Annotated in this window: 15 protein-coding genes; 10 read left to right on the top strand and 5 right to left on the bottom strand. The window is 41.5% G+C overall.

Annotation, left to right across the window (positions count from 1 at the left end; translation table 11 throughout):
• The first annotated feature begins 98 nt into the window (after window positions 1-98).
• From HGD76_RS21620 to HGD76_RS21600, 5 genes are all read left to right on the top strand, one after another.
• Complete coding sequence (locus HGD76_RS21620; RefSeq protein WP_148763850.1) at window positions 99-548, top strand: YlqD family protein; 450 nt, start codon at window positions 99-101, stop codon at window positions 546-548.
• A gap of 405 nt (window positions 549-953) precedes the next feature.
• Window positions 954-2267: a dihydrolipoamide acetyltransferase family protein gene (locus HGD76_RS21615; RefSeq protein ID WP_168696994.1), complete on the top strand. Its 1314-nt coding sequence runs from the start codon at window positions 954-956 to the stop codon at window positions 2265-2267.
• Window positions 2268-2405: 138 nt separating this feature from the next.
• Window positions 2406-2723, top strand: coding sequence for a thioredoxin (gene trxA, locus HGD76_RS21610; protein ID WP_168696993.1), 318 nt, complete (start codon window positions 2406-2408; stop codon window positions 2721-2723).
• 814 nt (window positions 2724-3537) lie between these two features.
• Window positions 3538-4233, top strand: coding sequence for a 3-oxoacyl-ACP reductase FabG (gene fabG, locus HGD76_RS21605; RefSeq protein WP_168697525.1), 696 nt, complete (start codon window positions 3538-3540; stop codon window positions 4231-4233).
• 109 nt (window positions 4234-4342) lie between these two features.
• Window positions 4343-4549 carry a type II toxin-antitoxin system HicB family antitoxin gene (locus HGD76_RS21600; protein ID WP_137906973.1) on the top strand — a complete coding sequence of 69 codons (207 nt, stop codon included), beginning with the start codon at window positions 4343-4345 and terminating at the stop codon, window positions 4547-4549.
• A 184-nt stretch (window positions 4550-4733) separates the two neighbouring features.
• Here the strand turns inward: HGD76_RS21600 and HGD76_RS21595 are convergent, their stop codons facing one another.
• Window positions 4734-5267 (bottom strand): hypothetical protein, encoded by a 534-nt coding sequence (locus HGD76_RS21595; protein WP_168696992.1) that lies wholly within the window; start codon window positions 5265-5267, stop codon window positions 4734-4736.
• Window positions 5268-6149: 882 nt separating this feature from the next.
• Here HGD76_RS21595 and dnaK point away from each other — a divergent pair.
• From dnaK to HGD76_RS21575, 3 genes are all read left to right on the top strand, one after another.
• Window positions 6150-8210, top strand: coding sequence for a molecular chaperone DnaK (gene dnaK / locus HGD76_RS21590; protein WP_168696991.1), 2061 nt, complete (start codon window positions 6150-6152; stop codon window positions 8208-8210).
• A 539-nt stretch (window positions 8211-8749) separates the two neighbouring features.
• The gene (locus HGD76_RS21580) at window positions 8750-9745 is read left to right on the top strand and encodes a DnaJ C-terminal domain-containing protein (protein WP_168696990.1); all 996 of its coding nucleotides are present in this window, start codon (window positions 8750-8752) and stop codon (window positions 9743-9745) included.
• A 131-nt stretch (window positions 9746-9876) separates the two neighbouring features.
• A complete protein-coding gene (locus HGD76_RS21575; RefSeq protein ID WP_168696989.1) occupies window positions 9877-10617 on the top strand; it encodes a Uma2 family endonuclease in 741 nt (246 codons plus the stop codon).
• A gap of 116 nt (window positions 10618-10733) precedes the next feature.
• Here HGD76_RS21575 and HGD76_RS21570 read toward each other — a convergent pair whose 3' ends face one another.
• Together HGD76_RS21570 and HGD76_RS21565 are read right to left on the bottom strand one after the other, a co-directional pair.
• Entirely contained in the window at window positions 10734-11063 is a 330-nt protein-coding gene (locus HGD76_RS21570) for a type II toxin-antitoxin system RelE/ParE family toxin (protein WP_168696988.1), read from the bottom strand.
• Window positions 11060-11419, bottom strand: a complete 360-nt coding sequence (locus tag HGD76_RS21565; RefSeq protein WP_168696987.1) for a type II toxin-antitoxin system Phd/YefM family antitoxin — start codon at window positions 11417-11419, stop codon at window positions 11060-11062. The genes HGD76_RS21570 and HGD76_RS21565 overlap by 4 nt, the downstream gene beginning before the upstream one ends.
• A gap of 105 nt (window positions 11420-11524) precedes the next feature.
• On the opposite strand from HGD76_RS21565, the gene HGD76_RS21560 reads away from it, so the two are divergent.
• Window positions 11525-11995: a J domain-containing protein gene (locus HGD76_RS21560; RefSeq protein WP_168631918.1), complete on the top strand. Its 471-nt coding sequence runs from the start codon at window positions 11525-11527 to the stop codon at window positions 11993-11995.
• A 55-nt stretch (window positions 11996-12050) separates the two neighbouring features.
• Window positions 12051-12317, top strand: a complete 267-nt coding sequence (locus tag HGD76_RS21555; protein ID WP_168696986.1) for a DUF3143 domain-containing protein — start codon at window positions 12051-12053, stop codon at window positions 12315-12317.
• A gap of 89 nt (window positions 12318-12406) precedes the next feature.
• Here HGD76_RS21555 and uppS read toward each other — a convergent pair whose 3' ends face one another.
• Both uppS and cdaA read right to left on the bottom strand, forming a co-directional pair.
• Window positions 12407-13156 (bottom strand): undecaprenyl pyrophosphate synthase, encoded by a 750-nt coding sequence (gene uppS / locus HGD76_RS21550; protein WP_168631919.1) that lies wholly within the window; start codon window positions 13154-13156, stop codon window positions 12407-12409.
• Window positions 13153-14106 carry a diadenylate cyclase CdaA gene (gene cdaA, locus HGD76_RS21545; protein WP_015083371.1) on the bottom strand — a complete coding sequence of 318 codons (954 nt, stop codon included), beginning with the start codon at window positions 14104-14106 and terminating at the stop codon, window positions 13153-13155. The genes uppS and cdaA overlap by 4 nt, the downstream gene beginning before the upstream one ends.
• Between the last annotated feature and the right edge of the window lie 572 nt (window positions 14107-14678).

Genomic DNA, 14678 nt, shown 5'->3' with positions numbered 1-14678 from the left:
ATGGAGATATAGGGAAGCAGAGGAAAGGAATTTTCTTTTTTCTTTCTCCTAACTCCCCTCCACACTACAAACTATTTAAGAGTGAACGGACAATTTTTATGGATGTTTCCAACCCTCAATTGCTTTTAAAACGCCCGATTAATGTCAAAGCCATAGTTACTAGTCTCTGGAAAGAGGAAGTACAACAGCAACTACAAGGTCAAATTAATCAAGTTGACCAACAACTGCAACAATTAGACGTTGAAGGACAAAGAGCAGTTAGCGCCATTCAAAAACAGAGTGTGCAACCACCAGGACCCCAAACACTCCAACAAATTGACAACATTCAACTGCAAGTCAGTCAAAAGAAAAGTGAACTTCTAGAGCAGAAAAACCAAATGCTGCAAAACCTCCAGCAAGTACAATTATTGGAATTAGATCAAGAAGTTAATCAATTTCAAATGGAAAGCTTTTTCCGGATTGAACTAGGTGATAATTTGATTAGTAAAATGCAGGTTGAAGTTGTCCTCCGTGATGGTATTGTCGAAGAAATTCGCGGAGATATCTAACATTAGCACTGAAGTAGAAGTTTAGCATATCTCGTTCCCAGTCTCTGACTGGGAATGCTATCACAGAGGCTCTGCCTCTACAGTTACAAGCTTATCCATGAAGTTGACACCAATCAGCATTACGCTTAACCACTACCCTGAGTAGGGGGGAAATTAATAATTAAGGGAGTTGACAAATGATTTTGAATTTGTTATCATATAATTGATAAGGAAGAACTATCTTCTCATAAAAATCTATTCAACTGCCCAAAACCGCTGACAATCAAGTAATCGGTTGTGTTTTGTGCAGAAAAACAGATAGTTATCAATCATCTGATTTTTCCAAAAAATCACCCACTTGATCACAAAACTGTTAAAATTCGTAGATTGAAGTCCATATATAATTGATTCTGAAACCACCATATCATGAGCATTAACGAAGTATTTATGCCGGCGCTGAGTTCCACCATGACCGAAGGCAAAATTGTCTCCTGGGTCAAGTCGCCTGGAGATAAAGTGGAGAAAGGCGAAACAGTGGTGGTTGTCGAATCAGATAAAGCTGATATGGACGTGGAAACCTTCTATGAAGGATATCTTGCCCATATCATTGTTCCCGCCGGTGAAACTGCCCCAGTCGGCGCAGCGATCGCATACATTGCCGAAACAGAAGCAGAAATCGCCACAGCCCAGTCCTTAGCCAACGCAGACGGTGCTGCTGCTCCCTCCACACCTGCCCCTATACCCGTACCCGCTGCCGCAATTGCCGCCCCTGCCACCCCATCTCAAAATGGTTCTAACCATGAACCCGGCAGAGTCGTAGTTTCACCCCGCGCTCGCAAACTAGCCAAAGAACTCAAAGTTGATTTAAATACTCTCACAGGTAGTGGTCCCTACGGTCGTATTGTGGCGGAAGATATAGAAGTGGCAGTCGGTAAAGTCCAACCCGTTACTACCCCCGTTGTCACTCCCGCACCTGCACCTGTAGCCGCACCTGCACCTGTAGCCGCACCTGTACCCGTAGCTGCACCTGCACCTGTCGCCACACCAGTAGTTACTAGTGCCGTTCCTGGTCAAGTAGTGCCATTCACAACCTTACAAAATGCAGTAGTTCGGGGCATGGTAGCCAGTTTATCTGTACCTGTGTTCCGTGTCAGTTACACAATTAGCACCGATGGACTCGATAAACTTTACAAACAAATTAAGTCTAAAGGTGTGACAATGACCGCGCTATTAGCCAAAGCTGTAGCCATAACATTACAAAAACACCCCATCCTTAATGCCAGCTACTCAGATCAAGGAATTGTCAATCACCCTAATATTAACGTTTCTGTCGCCGTAGCCATGGATGATGGTGGTTTAATCACACCCGTTTTACAAAATGCAGATGCAGTTGATATCTACTCTTTATCTCGCAATTGGAAATCTTTAGTAGAACGCGCTAGAGCTAAACAACTACAACCAGTAGAATATAACAGCGGTACTTTCACCCTCTCCAACTTGGGAATGTTTGGTGTAGATACCTTTGATGCCATTTTACCGCCTGGACAAGGTTCTATCTTAGCCATTGGCGCATCACGTCCCCAAGTAGTAGCCACAGCCGACGGCCTATTTGGTGTCCGTCAACAAATGCAAGTAACTGTTACCTGTGATCATCGTATCATTTATGGTGCTGATGCCGCCGGATTCTTGCAAGACTTAGCAAAATTGATTGAAACCAATCCTCAGTCTTTGACAATGTAAGCACTAATACTCAGATCCCCGACTTCTTTAAGAAGTCGGGGATCTCAAAAGGGGATCTATAAAAAATATAAACATATACAAATTCCAGATTCTAAGAACTAACATGAAAACAAACAATTAATTAAAAACTGGTGTGTTATGACCATTAAAAAAGAATTCAACAGCTTTGAAGAAATGCTATCTGGTTCAGATGTACCCGTATTGGTAGACTTTTATGCTGACTGGTGTGGTCCTTGTCAAATGATGGTGCCAATTTTAGAACAAGTCAACAGTCAATTGAAAAACCGTTTGCGGATTGTCAAGATTGATACGGAAAAGTATACAGAATTAGCCAGCCGATACGGGATTGCGGCTTTACCAACCTTGGTACTATTTAAGCAAGGACAGCCTGTAGATAGAATTGAAGGTGTTGTGCAAGCACCACAATTAGTACAACATCTGCAAACAAAGCTTTAACATTTAACATAAGTAGGTGAACACAATAAAACCAATCTGTGTAAAGAAAAGTAAAATCGCCTAAACTCTCTTCACTCTTGCATGATTGCCTTTTGCCTTGCCATAACGACAATTTTCAACGCCAACCTACTTAGTTACTGTCTTCAATAGACATCTCCGAAAAATATTGTAGAGACGTTCCATGGAACGTCTCTACAAGGGTTTAAAGTCACGCACATTTAATTCTCGGAGATGTTTAATTAAGGTTTGCTGAAAAAGTTGTCTGTGAAGGTAGGGCTTTAGCAGTGATTATAGGTGTCAAGTTAACGTTAAACGGGCGGTTAGAAACCGCGTCTACACAGGCAAAACCCACCTGCGTGGGTTTCAATTCTTGATTTTTCCTTAGTCCGCGCAGGCGGTCACTGAGCTTGTCGAAGTGCGGACTTTGTTTGTGTAGCAAGCCCAGCCCTAATTAGATATGCCAAATCCCGCGTCTCTATGACAGCACTGTGTGTTTCTTCTTTTGCCCCTTTGTGCCTACATCTGCGGGATATCTAAGAGAGATTGCGCGAAACAAAATCATGAAATTGATTCTGGAAAATCCACGCTATCTTGAATAAAGGGCGTTGCTGATTAAGGGTATGAATTTTAGTCTCACGCAAAGGCGCAATCACGCTTCGTGATCTCGAAGAGTAGACTCAAAGGTAAGAGTTTTAAAGGTTCAATTTGGGAATTTCATACCTCAATATGGCTAATGCCTCCGGCACGCTACCGCGAACGCCACGCAGGCTATCAGCAACGCCGAATAAAGAATATCCAAGGAGTGCATCTTTTTATGAAAGGCAAACAAGTTTTACTTACAGGTGGCACAGGTGGACTAGGTTTGGGTGTAACACCCGCAGTTATAGCCCAAGGTGCAGATGTGATTATTCCTTATCGTAATCCTAAAGATGTAGAACGGCTCAAAGGAATTATTGCCCCGGCGGATTTTGCCAGAATTCATTTTATTCCTGCTAATTTAGAAGATGAAGCCTCAGTAGAAAAACTTGTCAGTCGCATGACAAAAGTAGATGTGTTAATTCATTTAGTTGGTGGATTTTCTAAAGGAAAAACTCACGAATACAGCTTTTATGATTGGAAACAGGAAATAGATATCAACTTAAATACAACTTTTTTGACTTGCAAATATAGCCTTAAAAGTATGTTAGAAAACGGCTATGGGCGGATTGTTACCGTCAGTTCTCGCGCTGGTGCTGAACCAGCAGGACAATTAGCGGCTTATTCTGCGGCCAAAGCTGGAGTGATAGCCTTAACAAAAGCGATAGCCGATGAAACCAAAGGTACTAACATTACCGCTAATACCATTCTCCCCAGTGTCATTGATACCCCCGCTAACAGAGTAGGTACACCCACAGAAATCGCTGATAAATGGGTAAAACCCGAATCTATTGCCCAAGTTATTTGTTTTTTAGCCTCAGAAGCAGCCAAGGATGTCCGTGGTGCAGCAATTCCCGTTTATGGCAATTTGTGAAATACACCAGCAATTGACTTTTTTCGAGAATCTGCGGTAATCTTCCATTAAGACTAATAATCGAAATTTTCAAAGCTAAAATACAGGTATTACTTAACTACAACTTAGTATGAAATTCAATGTCACGATTGATCGAGATGAAGATGGTGTCTGGATTATTGAATGTCCTAGTATTCCTGGTTGCATTAGTCAGGGAGCGACAAAAGAAGAGGCTTTAGAGAATATTCAAGATGCGATTTCTGCTTGCTTACAAGTGAGGGCAGAGATTGGCTTGCCATTGACTATTGAAACTAAACAAGTAGAAGTCTTAGTATAGTTATGGCAATGGTATAAATTGCTTGTAAACGATACAAATGCTTTTGCAAGCGATATAACCCACTAAAAAAGAAACAAGAAAAATGTAGTTGGGGTAGTCGGTTTTTGACGAGTTTAGGCATCAGAAATAGCAGTACGCCCAAGGTCAGGTCTAAACACAAAGCGTCACCCCAACAATTGTCCACCTAGGAAACCGCTACATCAGGGTTGGCAGTGCGGGTTTTTGATGCTATGCTTTTTCTAGCTTTCCATCTTGCGGCCAAGAGTAGAGCGCCGACTGCGGGAATGGTAGCGCTTCCGGAAATATCAAAGGGCACTTGTACGACAACGTGCTGGATTTGATTCGCTCCAAAATTTATGGGATTTATTTCGATATATTCGTCTGCTCCTTTATATTCGTCTGCTCCTTTGCTCCAAAAGTTTACCTTAATAATTCCAGCGTAGGTCTTAACCGCACTGTATACAAATTTTCCACCTTCTGCCTTCTCATCGTTAGACAACATCTCCGCTAATCCCGAATTTTCCCACCAAGGACTGTGCTTAATTTGAGCGATGGACTTTTCAAAATTGCCCTTATTGACTGTAATTTTATCGGCGGTTACATTTTGACCATTGACATTCAATGTAATCGCCTTAGCAGGAGACATACTAGCAAGGACACTAGCAGCAGCACTACCAACAACTAAAGGCAAAAGACGAGATAGAGTAAATTTCATCATAAGAATACCCGGTAAGCGTGAAACTCAGCGGCTTTAGCCCTGAGAGGGAAACGACACGGGCGGTTTTAACCGCTGTGAATATTTTTTCATTACCGCCTTGGAGTTGAGAAATTCGGGGTACTTTTGTGGTGTACTTTCAACGGGACAATTACCGATTCAAATTTCCCAACTCTGTACGCATAATGTGTTGCTCCGAAGAGCCTCCCATTTCTGGGGTAATGTTAGCTTCGTCAATGTTTTAAGAGCTTGTTAGGCTTGCAACACTGTTTCAGTGACTTTGAAACTGTTTAATCACAAGCGACAGAGCAGGGAACTAGCTACGCATTCCAGGGTGTCGTGACTCAAAAAACGTAGTCAGTTAAGACTTAGACTGGTCAGTACAGCTTGCAATTTCTTACAAGCTCAGTCCCTTTAGGGCTGAGTTACTGACACTAGCAATATTCAGACGAGTTGTTTGATGGATTCTGAAAACCCATAATTGACTTTATATCACACACACAACACTGCGAATTATACGTACTATATTTATTTGAAATTTTTAACTTTTCTTATCATTTCACTTTTTTTATTAATTCAACTGGCGCAGAGACGGAACTTGGGTGAAAATTCATGACAGTTTGCGAGATAATTACGAGATCCCAGCCCATCAGAAGCCATAATCGTAATCGCAAGTGAAGTGTAATTGCCTCTTGCCTCTTGCCTCTTACCTCTTGCCTCTTTCTAAATGCTATCCTGTAGCAAGTAGCAATGCTGTTATCATTGGATATTTCTGATTTAATGACTATTGCAATTGGATTGTTGACCTGATTTAGCACCAAGCTAAAAGCAGTATTATCATATCATAATAAATTTACAAAACACGCAACAGGAGACGAGTAACGCATGGGCAAGGTAGTTGGCATCGACTTGGGTACAACCAACTCAGTAGTCGCCGTCATGGAGGGTGGCAAGCCGGTGGTGATTGCCAATGCAGAAGGAATGCGAACAACCCCCTCCGTCGTTGGCTTTAGTAAAGAAGGGGAAAGGGTTGTGGGGCAAATGGCCAGACGGCAAACCGTCCTTAATCCCCAAAATACCTTTTTTGCCGTGAAACGCTTCATTGGGCGCAAATATGGGGAATTAAACCCGGATTCTAAGCGTGTTCCTTACACTATCCGCAAAGATGAAATTGGCAATATTAAAGTTGCCTGTCCCCGGCTGAATAAGGAATTTTCCCCAGAAGAAATTTCGGCTATGGTGCTGAAAAAATTAGCTGATGATGCTAGTCGTTATTTAGGTGAACCTGTTACCGGGGCTGTGATTACTGTTCCGGCTTATTTTAATGATTCCCAACGCCAAGCTACCCGTGACGCGGGTAGAATTGCTGGTTTAGATGTTTTACGGATTCTCAACGAACCCACAGCGGCATCCTTGGCTTACGGATTAGATCGAGGTTACACAGAAACTATTCTTGTGTTTGATTTGGGTGGGGGAACTTTTGATGTGTCCCTACTAGATGTGGGTGATGGCGTATTTGAGGTTAAATCTACCAGTGGAGATACTCAACTCGGTGGTAATGATTTTGATCGAAAAGTAGTTGATTGGTTAGCGGAACAGTTTTTAGAAGCAGAAGGTGTAGATTTAAGACGCGATCGCCAAGCTTTGCAACGGTTAATGGAAGCCGCAGAAAAGGCGAAAATTGAACTTTCGGCGGTTAGTGTCACCGATATTAATTTACCCTTCATTACCGCCACGGAGGACGGTCCAAAACACCTAGAAACTCGGCTGACGCGATCGCAATTTGAAGGTTTATGTGTAGACTTACTGGGTAGAATCAGAACACCAGTTAAGCGGGCGTTAAAAGATGCCGGAGTTTCTCCTGTAGATATTGAAGAAGTCGTATTAGTTGGTGGTTCTACGAGAATGCCCATGGTGAAACAGCTAGTTCAAGACTTAATTGGCATTGAACCCAACGAAAACGTCAATCCTGATGAAGTCGTCGCTGTGGGTGCAGCTATTCAGGGCAGTATTCTGGCTGGGGAACTTAAAGATGTTCTCCTCTTAGATGTCACACCCCTATCTATGGGCTTAGAAACCATCGGTGGTGTCATGAAAAAACTCATCCCCCGCAATACAACTATCCCAGTCCGTCGTTCTGACATCTTTTCTACTTCTGAAAATAACCAAAATAGCGTAGAAATCAATATTGTCCAAGGTGAAAGGGACATGGCCACAGATAACAAATCCTTGGGACGGTTTAAACTCTATGGCATTCCTCCCGCACCGCGAGGCATTCCCCAAGTGCAAGTATCCTTTGATATTGATGCTAATGGGATTCTCCAGGTAACAGCCCTAGATCGGACTACTGGCAGAGAACAAAGCATTACTATTCAAGACGCTTCTACTTTAAGTGAGTCAGAAGTTAACCGCATGATTCAGGATGCCCAAAAATATGCCAATGTTGATAGAGAAAGGAAGGAACGAGTTGAAAAACGGACCCGCGCCGAAGCGTTAATATTACAAGCAGAACGACAACTGCGAGAAGTAGCTTTGGAAATGGGAATGCAATTTGCCCGCAACCGTCGTCAACGCATTGATAATATTTGCCGGAATTTACGAGAAAGTTTACAAGCTGACGAAGATCGCGGTATTGATCAGGCTTATGCTGATTTACAAGATGCTCTGTATGAACTGAATAGAGAAGTCCGTCAGTATTATGCTGAGGATGAAGATGAAGATTTATTTGGTGCTATCCGGGAAATCTTTGTGGGTGACAAAGAAAAAGAACCGGAACGGGATGTTTACAGAGATAACTATCGCCAACGAGATTCATCTAACCGAGGTGTTAACAGGAATTATGGCAGGGAAAATCAAAATCGTTCTGCCAATTATGAAACTCGTCCCACTCGCAGCAAACGCCCTAGCTATCAGGATAACTGGGATGATGACGATGATTGGTTATAATTCGATTTTAGATTTTAGATTAACTATATTTGATCTACATTCAAAAATCTTTCCCAATATTTGATTTGCAGGGTCAGTCATAAGTAGAAGCGCAACTGACAACTGACCACTGTACGGGCGAAGCATTTGGAGAACTATTTTTGGCAATGACCGATAATTTATCTTCCAAATGCTTCAACTGACAACTGACCACTGTACGGGCGAAGCATTTGGAGAACTATTTTTGGCAATGACCGATAATTTATCTTCCAAATGCTTCAACTGACAACTGACCACTGTACGGGCGAAGCATTTTGAGAACTACTTTTGGCAATGACCGATAATTTATCTTCCAAATGCTTCAACTGACAACTGACCACTGTACGGGCGAAGCATTTGGAGAACTACTTTTGGCAATGACCGATAATTTATCTTCCAAATGCTTCAACTGACAACTGACCACTGTACGGGCGAAGCATTTGGAGAACTATTTTTGGCAATGACCGATAATTTATCTTCCAAATGCTTCGCCCCTACTGACAACTAACATTTAACAGATTATGCAAAATTTGCAGAACTTTCGGGATTATTACGAAATTTTAGGGGTTTCTAAAGATGCCACCAGTGAAGAAATCAAGAAGGTTTATCGGCGTTTAGCTAGACAATATCACCCTGACCTGAATCCGGGGAATAAGGAAGCTGAGGAGAAATTTAAAACTATTGGTGAGGCTTATGAAATCCTTTCTGATTCTAGCAGGCGATCGCAATATGACCAATTTAGCCGCTATTGGCAACAAAACGGCTTTGCTGGCAATAAACAAACTCCCAAGCCTAAAGGTTGGGATAACCGCGCTAACGCTCGTTCTAGTCAAGAAGTAGACCCCAGCCAATTTAACGATTTTGAAAGTTTTGTTAATCAAGTAATTGGTGTCAGCAATCGCAAAGATCCCAAAAGTAGTCCCGGAAGTACCAGCACTAGCGACCCCTTTCGCAGTCCCAGAACCAAAGTTGCATATACAGTTAATACCCCGCCACCCCGTGCTACCCGTCGGGATATCGAAGCTAGATTAACCTTACCTTTAGAAAAAGCTTATCAAGGTGGTAATGAAAGAATACGTTTAGAAGATGGACGTTCTCTCGAAGTGACTATGCCCCCAGCTATGGTAACAGGTCAAACTATCCGCCTGCGAAATCAGGGAATTAGTGGTGGTGATTTATACTTAAAAATTACCGTTGATCCTCATCCTTTGTTTAAGTTAGAAGGCATTAATATCTTCTGTCAAGTCCCTGTAACTCCCAGTGAAGCAACTTTAGGCGGACAAGTCGAAGCACCTACCCTTGATGGTCCAGTAAAAATGACCATTCCTGCTGGTGTTCGGTCTGGGCAAAGATTCCGTCTTGGTAATAAAGGCTACCCTGGCGAAACTGGTCAACGTGGTGATCAATTAGTGGAAATTCAGATAGTAACTCCCAAAAATATTAGTCCTCAAGAACGAGAACTTTATGAAAAATTACGAGAAATAGAAACCTTTAAACCTCGCGCTGATTTAATTTAACAATAAAACAAACTACAGAAGCAACAAGAGAAATTAATCTCTCCACAGATGGCTCAGATGCAGAGTGGGTAGAGAATTTTAGATTCCTGGATCTGTTACCATGAAAATAGATCCCTCACTAACTTGCAGCTATGACCGTCACCCAAAATATTGAACCCGGTTTAGATGTAGTATTTCCACCAAGTAATCTAGAAAGTGACGAACCCCCTTTGGAATCATCTTTACATCTACAACAAATGCTACTACTAATCCAATGTCTCAATTGGTGGTGGCGAGATATAAATAAAATTAATGACTATTTTGTTGCCGGGAACATGACTGTTTATTACAGTCCTCGGCAAATTAAAATTAAAGATTTTCGTGGTCCAGATTTTTTCCTAGTGCTGGATACAGAAAACCGCGAGCGAAATAGTTGGGTAGTCTGGGAGGAAGGTGGTAAATATCCTAACCTTATTATAGAATTGCTTTCTCCCTCTACTGCGTCCACTGATAAAGGGTTAAAAAAACAAATTTATCAAGATATTTTCCGCACACCTGAATATTTCTGGTTTAATCCGCAAAATTTAGAATTTGCTGGTTTTATCTTGTTTGGTGGAACATATCAACCGATAGAACCCAATTCTCAAGGTTTATTATGGAGTCAGCAACTAAATTTATATTTGGGTGTCCATGACGGTAAATTGCGTTATTTTATGCCAGAAGGACAATTAATGCTAACACCAGAAGAATATGGAGTACAAGCAAACCAACGTGCAGAACAACAAACCCAACTCGCAGAACAACAGACCCAATTCGCAGAAGAAGCCACACAACGTGCAGAACGTTTAGCTGCCAAACTCAGAGAATTGAATATTGACCCTGACATTTTATAAAAAAATACACTTTATGTAGGTTGGGTTGACGCAAGGAAACCCAACATTTAAAATATTCAATTAATTTTGCACAGGTAGCTATCAATTGTCAATTGATAATTCATATCAGATTCTATTTATTCCAGGGCTATTTCTTCATCCTCTGTATTTTCTAGATCATGAAGAATTCCCTCTATATCTTGTGAACCATGTAAGATACGGACAATTTCAATACCTTGATCAATGGCTCGGTAAAAAATTAAGTAGCTTTTTACAGGGAAACTTCGCAGAGAATAAGCTAGTTCAGGGCGTTCTTTACCCATTTGGGGAAATTTGGCTAATTTGGGAAAAGTGGTTCGCAATGTATCAAACATTTTATCAGCAGCTTTGGAGTTATTTTGCGCCACGTATTTCCAGATATTCTCAATATCTCCTGCTGCTTGGCTAGAAATCCGAAATTGACTCATACAGAACCACTATCAGCCAAATTTTTCTGGACTCGCCCTTTAATATTTGCAAAAAAATTGGTCAGTGACTCTTCATCATATTCAGTGTACTCACCGTTTTCTAGTTGCTGAATACCAATATTAATTTCATTGCGTAAAGCTGCTAATTTGAGTTTTTGCAGTTCTTCCTCAAGGTTTTGCAGTCGATCTAACATCTGTTGAAATTCTTGTGCTTCCTGCACTACAACCTCAGCTTTGCCATTGACAGTCAGCACCAGTGGGGATTTTGTAGACTTAATTTTTTCTACGTAGTCTTTGGCGTTACGTTTGAAATCGGTAAGAGTTTGGATATTTTGGAGATTAATTCTAGTTGGCATCGCATCTAATAAAATGCTGAATAATACATATTATAAGATGTTTTGTGGCTGTTTCTGCTATAGCTACCCAAGAGATTTAGAATATAAAAAACTTCTTTGAGCAAAGTGACTCAAAAAACCGTAAACCAAAATGAGGAAGTCCCACACAGCAGCGAAATTACCTATTACTCCCTGCTAGGACTCTATCCTGGAGCATCAGTAATTGATATTCGTCGCGCTTATCGAGAACTGAGCAAACTCTATCATCCAGATACGACAGAATTACCTGCTAATATTGCTACTGCTAAATTTCAGCAAATAAACACAGCCTACGCTACCCTCTGTAACCCAGAACGACGATTGAGCTATGATTTGAAAGTGGGTTATTCCCGTTTTGGCGTAATTCAAGCACCACCCGATTTAAACCAGTCTGTACATAAGCCTTACGATTTTTCCAAATCAATGTATCTTGATGCTACAGATCGCCCTTTGTCTTCTGGAGAAATATTTGTATTATTTATTTTGGGGTTAACCATTGTTGGTTGTATGCTATTAGCGATTGCGATCGCCATTCTCCGTGGAGAAGCAATCAGTTAAACTCAATTTCTCACCTCTAAAATCACCAATAATTTTGAATTGAATTGAATTGCTTATGCTTTCCGCTAATACGCCACTGTATAGTCATTCTTTACCACAAATTGAACAATGGCTAAAAAACCAAGGTTGTCAACAAGACGATACCCAACTACATTGTTGGCGTGTCCAACGATCTAGTTGGGAAGCGGAACTTTGGTTAGATACTGAACAAATTACAGTTCGCTATTTTCAATCAGGAGAAAACCGTCAAGATATTCAACGTTCCTTTAAATATTCCCTGAGTCGGGAAGATATCGAAGAAGCCGTTTTTTCAGGGACATAATCTAATTTGGGATTTGGGATTTGGGATTTGGGATTTGGGATTTGGGATTTAAAAGTTTAAATTTGGCACCAATCTAAAATCCAAAATTGTCAGACTTTCCCAAAACGACGTTCTCGTTGTTGATAAGCAGATAAAGCGCGATGAAATTCATGACGGTTAAAATCCGGCCAGAGAGTATCAGAAATATAAATTTCACTATAAGCCATTTGCCAAAGTAAGAAATTCGATAATCGCATTTCTCCACTGGTGCGAATTAATAAATCTGGATCTGCTATTCCAGCCGTATATAAATGAGCTTCAAATACTTCTTCAGATATATCTTCAGGGTTGATTAAACCTGCTTTTACCTTTTGAGCGATCGCCCGACAAGCTTGTAAAATCTCCTGTCTACCCCCATAATTAGTCGCTATTGTAAACCGAATACTGCGATTATCCTTAGTTTGATCCATAGAATGGGAAATCTCAGCCTGAAGAGCCTGTGGTAAAGCCGATAAATTACCCACAAACTGAATTTGCACATTTTCCTCCACCATTTCCCGCAGTTCTTGTCGTAAAACGCGCTGAAATAGATTCATCAAAAATTCTACCTCCTCCTCTGGTCTTTGCCAATTCTCCGTTGAAAAAGCATAGGCAGTTAGTGCTTTAATTCCCCAGTCTTTGCAACAGTGCAGTAAATCCTTGAGAACATTTACACCGGCTTTATGACCCATCATCCGGGGTAGACCACGACTTTTTGCCCATCGGCCATTACCATCCATAATTACCGCGACGTGCTGAGGGAGTAATTCTTGTTTTAAATCAAGAGGTAAATATTGCAATTCAGTTTGTTGTGTTTTCATTTTTTATCTTGAGAAGCGGTCGTACCTCTACGGGTAGCGTGTCGAAGACAAGGTAGTCTAAGTAACCGGGACATTAATTTTAGTGATTGATCACCAAGTTGACGAACTAAACTGAAAAGACCAGGTGCATGAGCTTCCCGATCTACAGTGGGAGAGAATCGAGTCTCTAAAGACTCTTTGAGCTTTTTAATAGTTAGTGGTCTATATAGAGTTCCCTTTTCCGCTAAGGAAATAGAACCCGTTTCTTCTGATACAACAACACAAATACAATTTTCGACCCTTTCAGTAATTCCCATTGCCGCCCGATGGCGTGTTCCCAACTGCCGCGACGCTGTGCGTCCTGAAAGTGGTAAAATTATACCAGATGATACAATGCGCGAACCACGAATTAACGTTGCTCCATCATGTAACAAAGTTTTCGGTTGAAAAATAGTTTGGATCAGTTCTTTAGAAACTTCAGCATTTAGCTTCACTCCTGGAACGGAGAAATCTTGTTCTTCAATAGGTCCTGTAGTTTCTAAAATTAGTAAAGCGCCAATCCGATTTTTTGATAACTCTTTAATTGCATCAACAATTTCATCAATTACACTATCCGACTTAGGAATTGCTCTAGCGTTATTCCGAAATAACTGCCAAAATTCACCACGTCCCAATTGTTCTAAAAAACGGCGAAATTCTGATTGCAGTGCCACAGCCATAGCCACAGCACAGCCAATCACCAATTTTTCCAGGACAAAATTTAGGAGGGGTAATCCCAATTTGCCACTGAGTGCCGAGCAGAGCATTAAGACTATAAACCCTCGCACCATCCATAAAGTGCGCCGTTCACTAATAATAACCAGGATCATGTATGTCAGTGCCAGCACTAACATTATATCCAGAGTCCCAAGGAACAAGGACTGTGACCTATCTCCCAGGTTTATCAGCCATTGCTTCCACCAATCTCTCATAAAACCTCGCCGTATGCAGGAAACTCAGAGTCTTCAGACCTGAGAGGGAAGCGACACGAGCGATTAAAGTCGCCGTGACATTTGTGGTAAAATTAAATTGCGAGTAAGAATTATTGTCTACGTATTGAAGCATCCTAGTACGGAGAAATCCCGGCTCCTGTGAAACAACGGTTAGATTTTCTAACGGCAGTATGACGAGAAAGAGCAAGCAATGGCAGGTTGACTGAGCGTACCGTGCCACAGGCTTAGTGACAGATTCCGATAGCGCAGCGTGGCTTTAGCCATAGCATTTTGAACAAAAGTAAGCGCAATTTCAACACCTTAGTTGGTAGTTGTTTTGAGCGTTTAGTCGGCGTTTGACGGTCGCAGCGAGAGTTTTACTCTGTCCGCAGAATCTCAGTGGCTGAAGCCATGAGAGTGTCAAGACATCTGGATTCTTAGTCATTAGTCATTGGTTCTTAGAGGATGTTTGAAAAGTTTTTAATGTATAAATAAACCCCTCTCCAAACCTCTCCCCGCGTCGGGGAGAGGCTTTGAAACCCCCATTCCCTCGCAGGGAAGGGGGGCTGGGG

The organism is Dolichospermum flos-aquae CCAP 1403/13F (genome assembly GCF_012516395.1).
GTDB lineage: Bacteria > Cyanobacteriota > Cyanobacteriia > Cyanobacteriales > Nostocaceae > Dolichospermum > Dolichospermum lemmermannii.
Note: the sequence above shows the minus strand (reverse complement) of the source record. Positions and strands in the feature narration are given on the sequence as shown.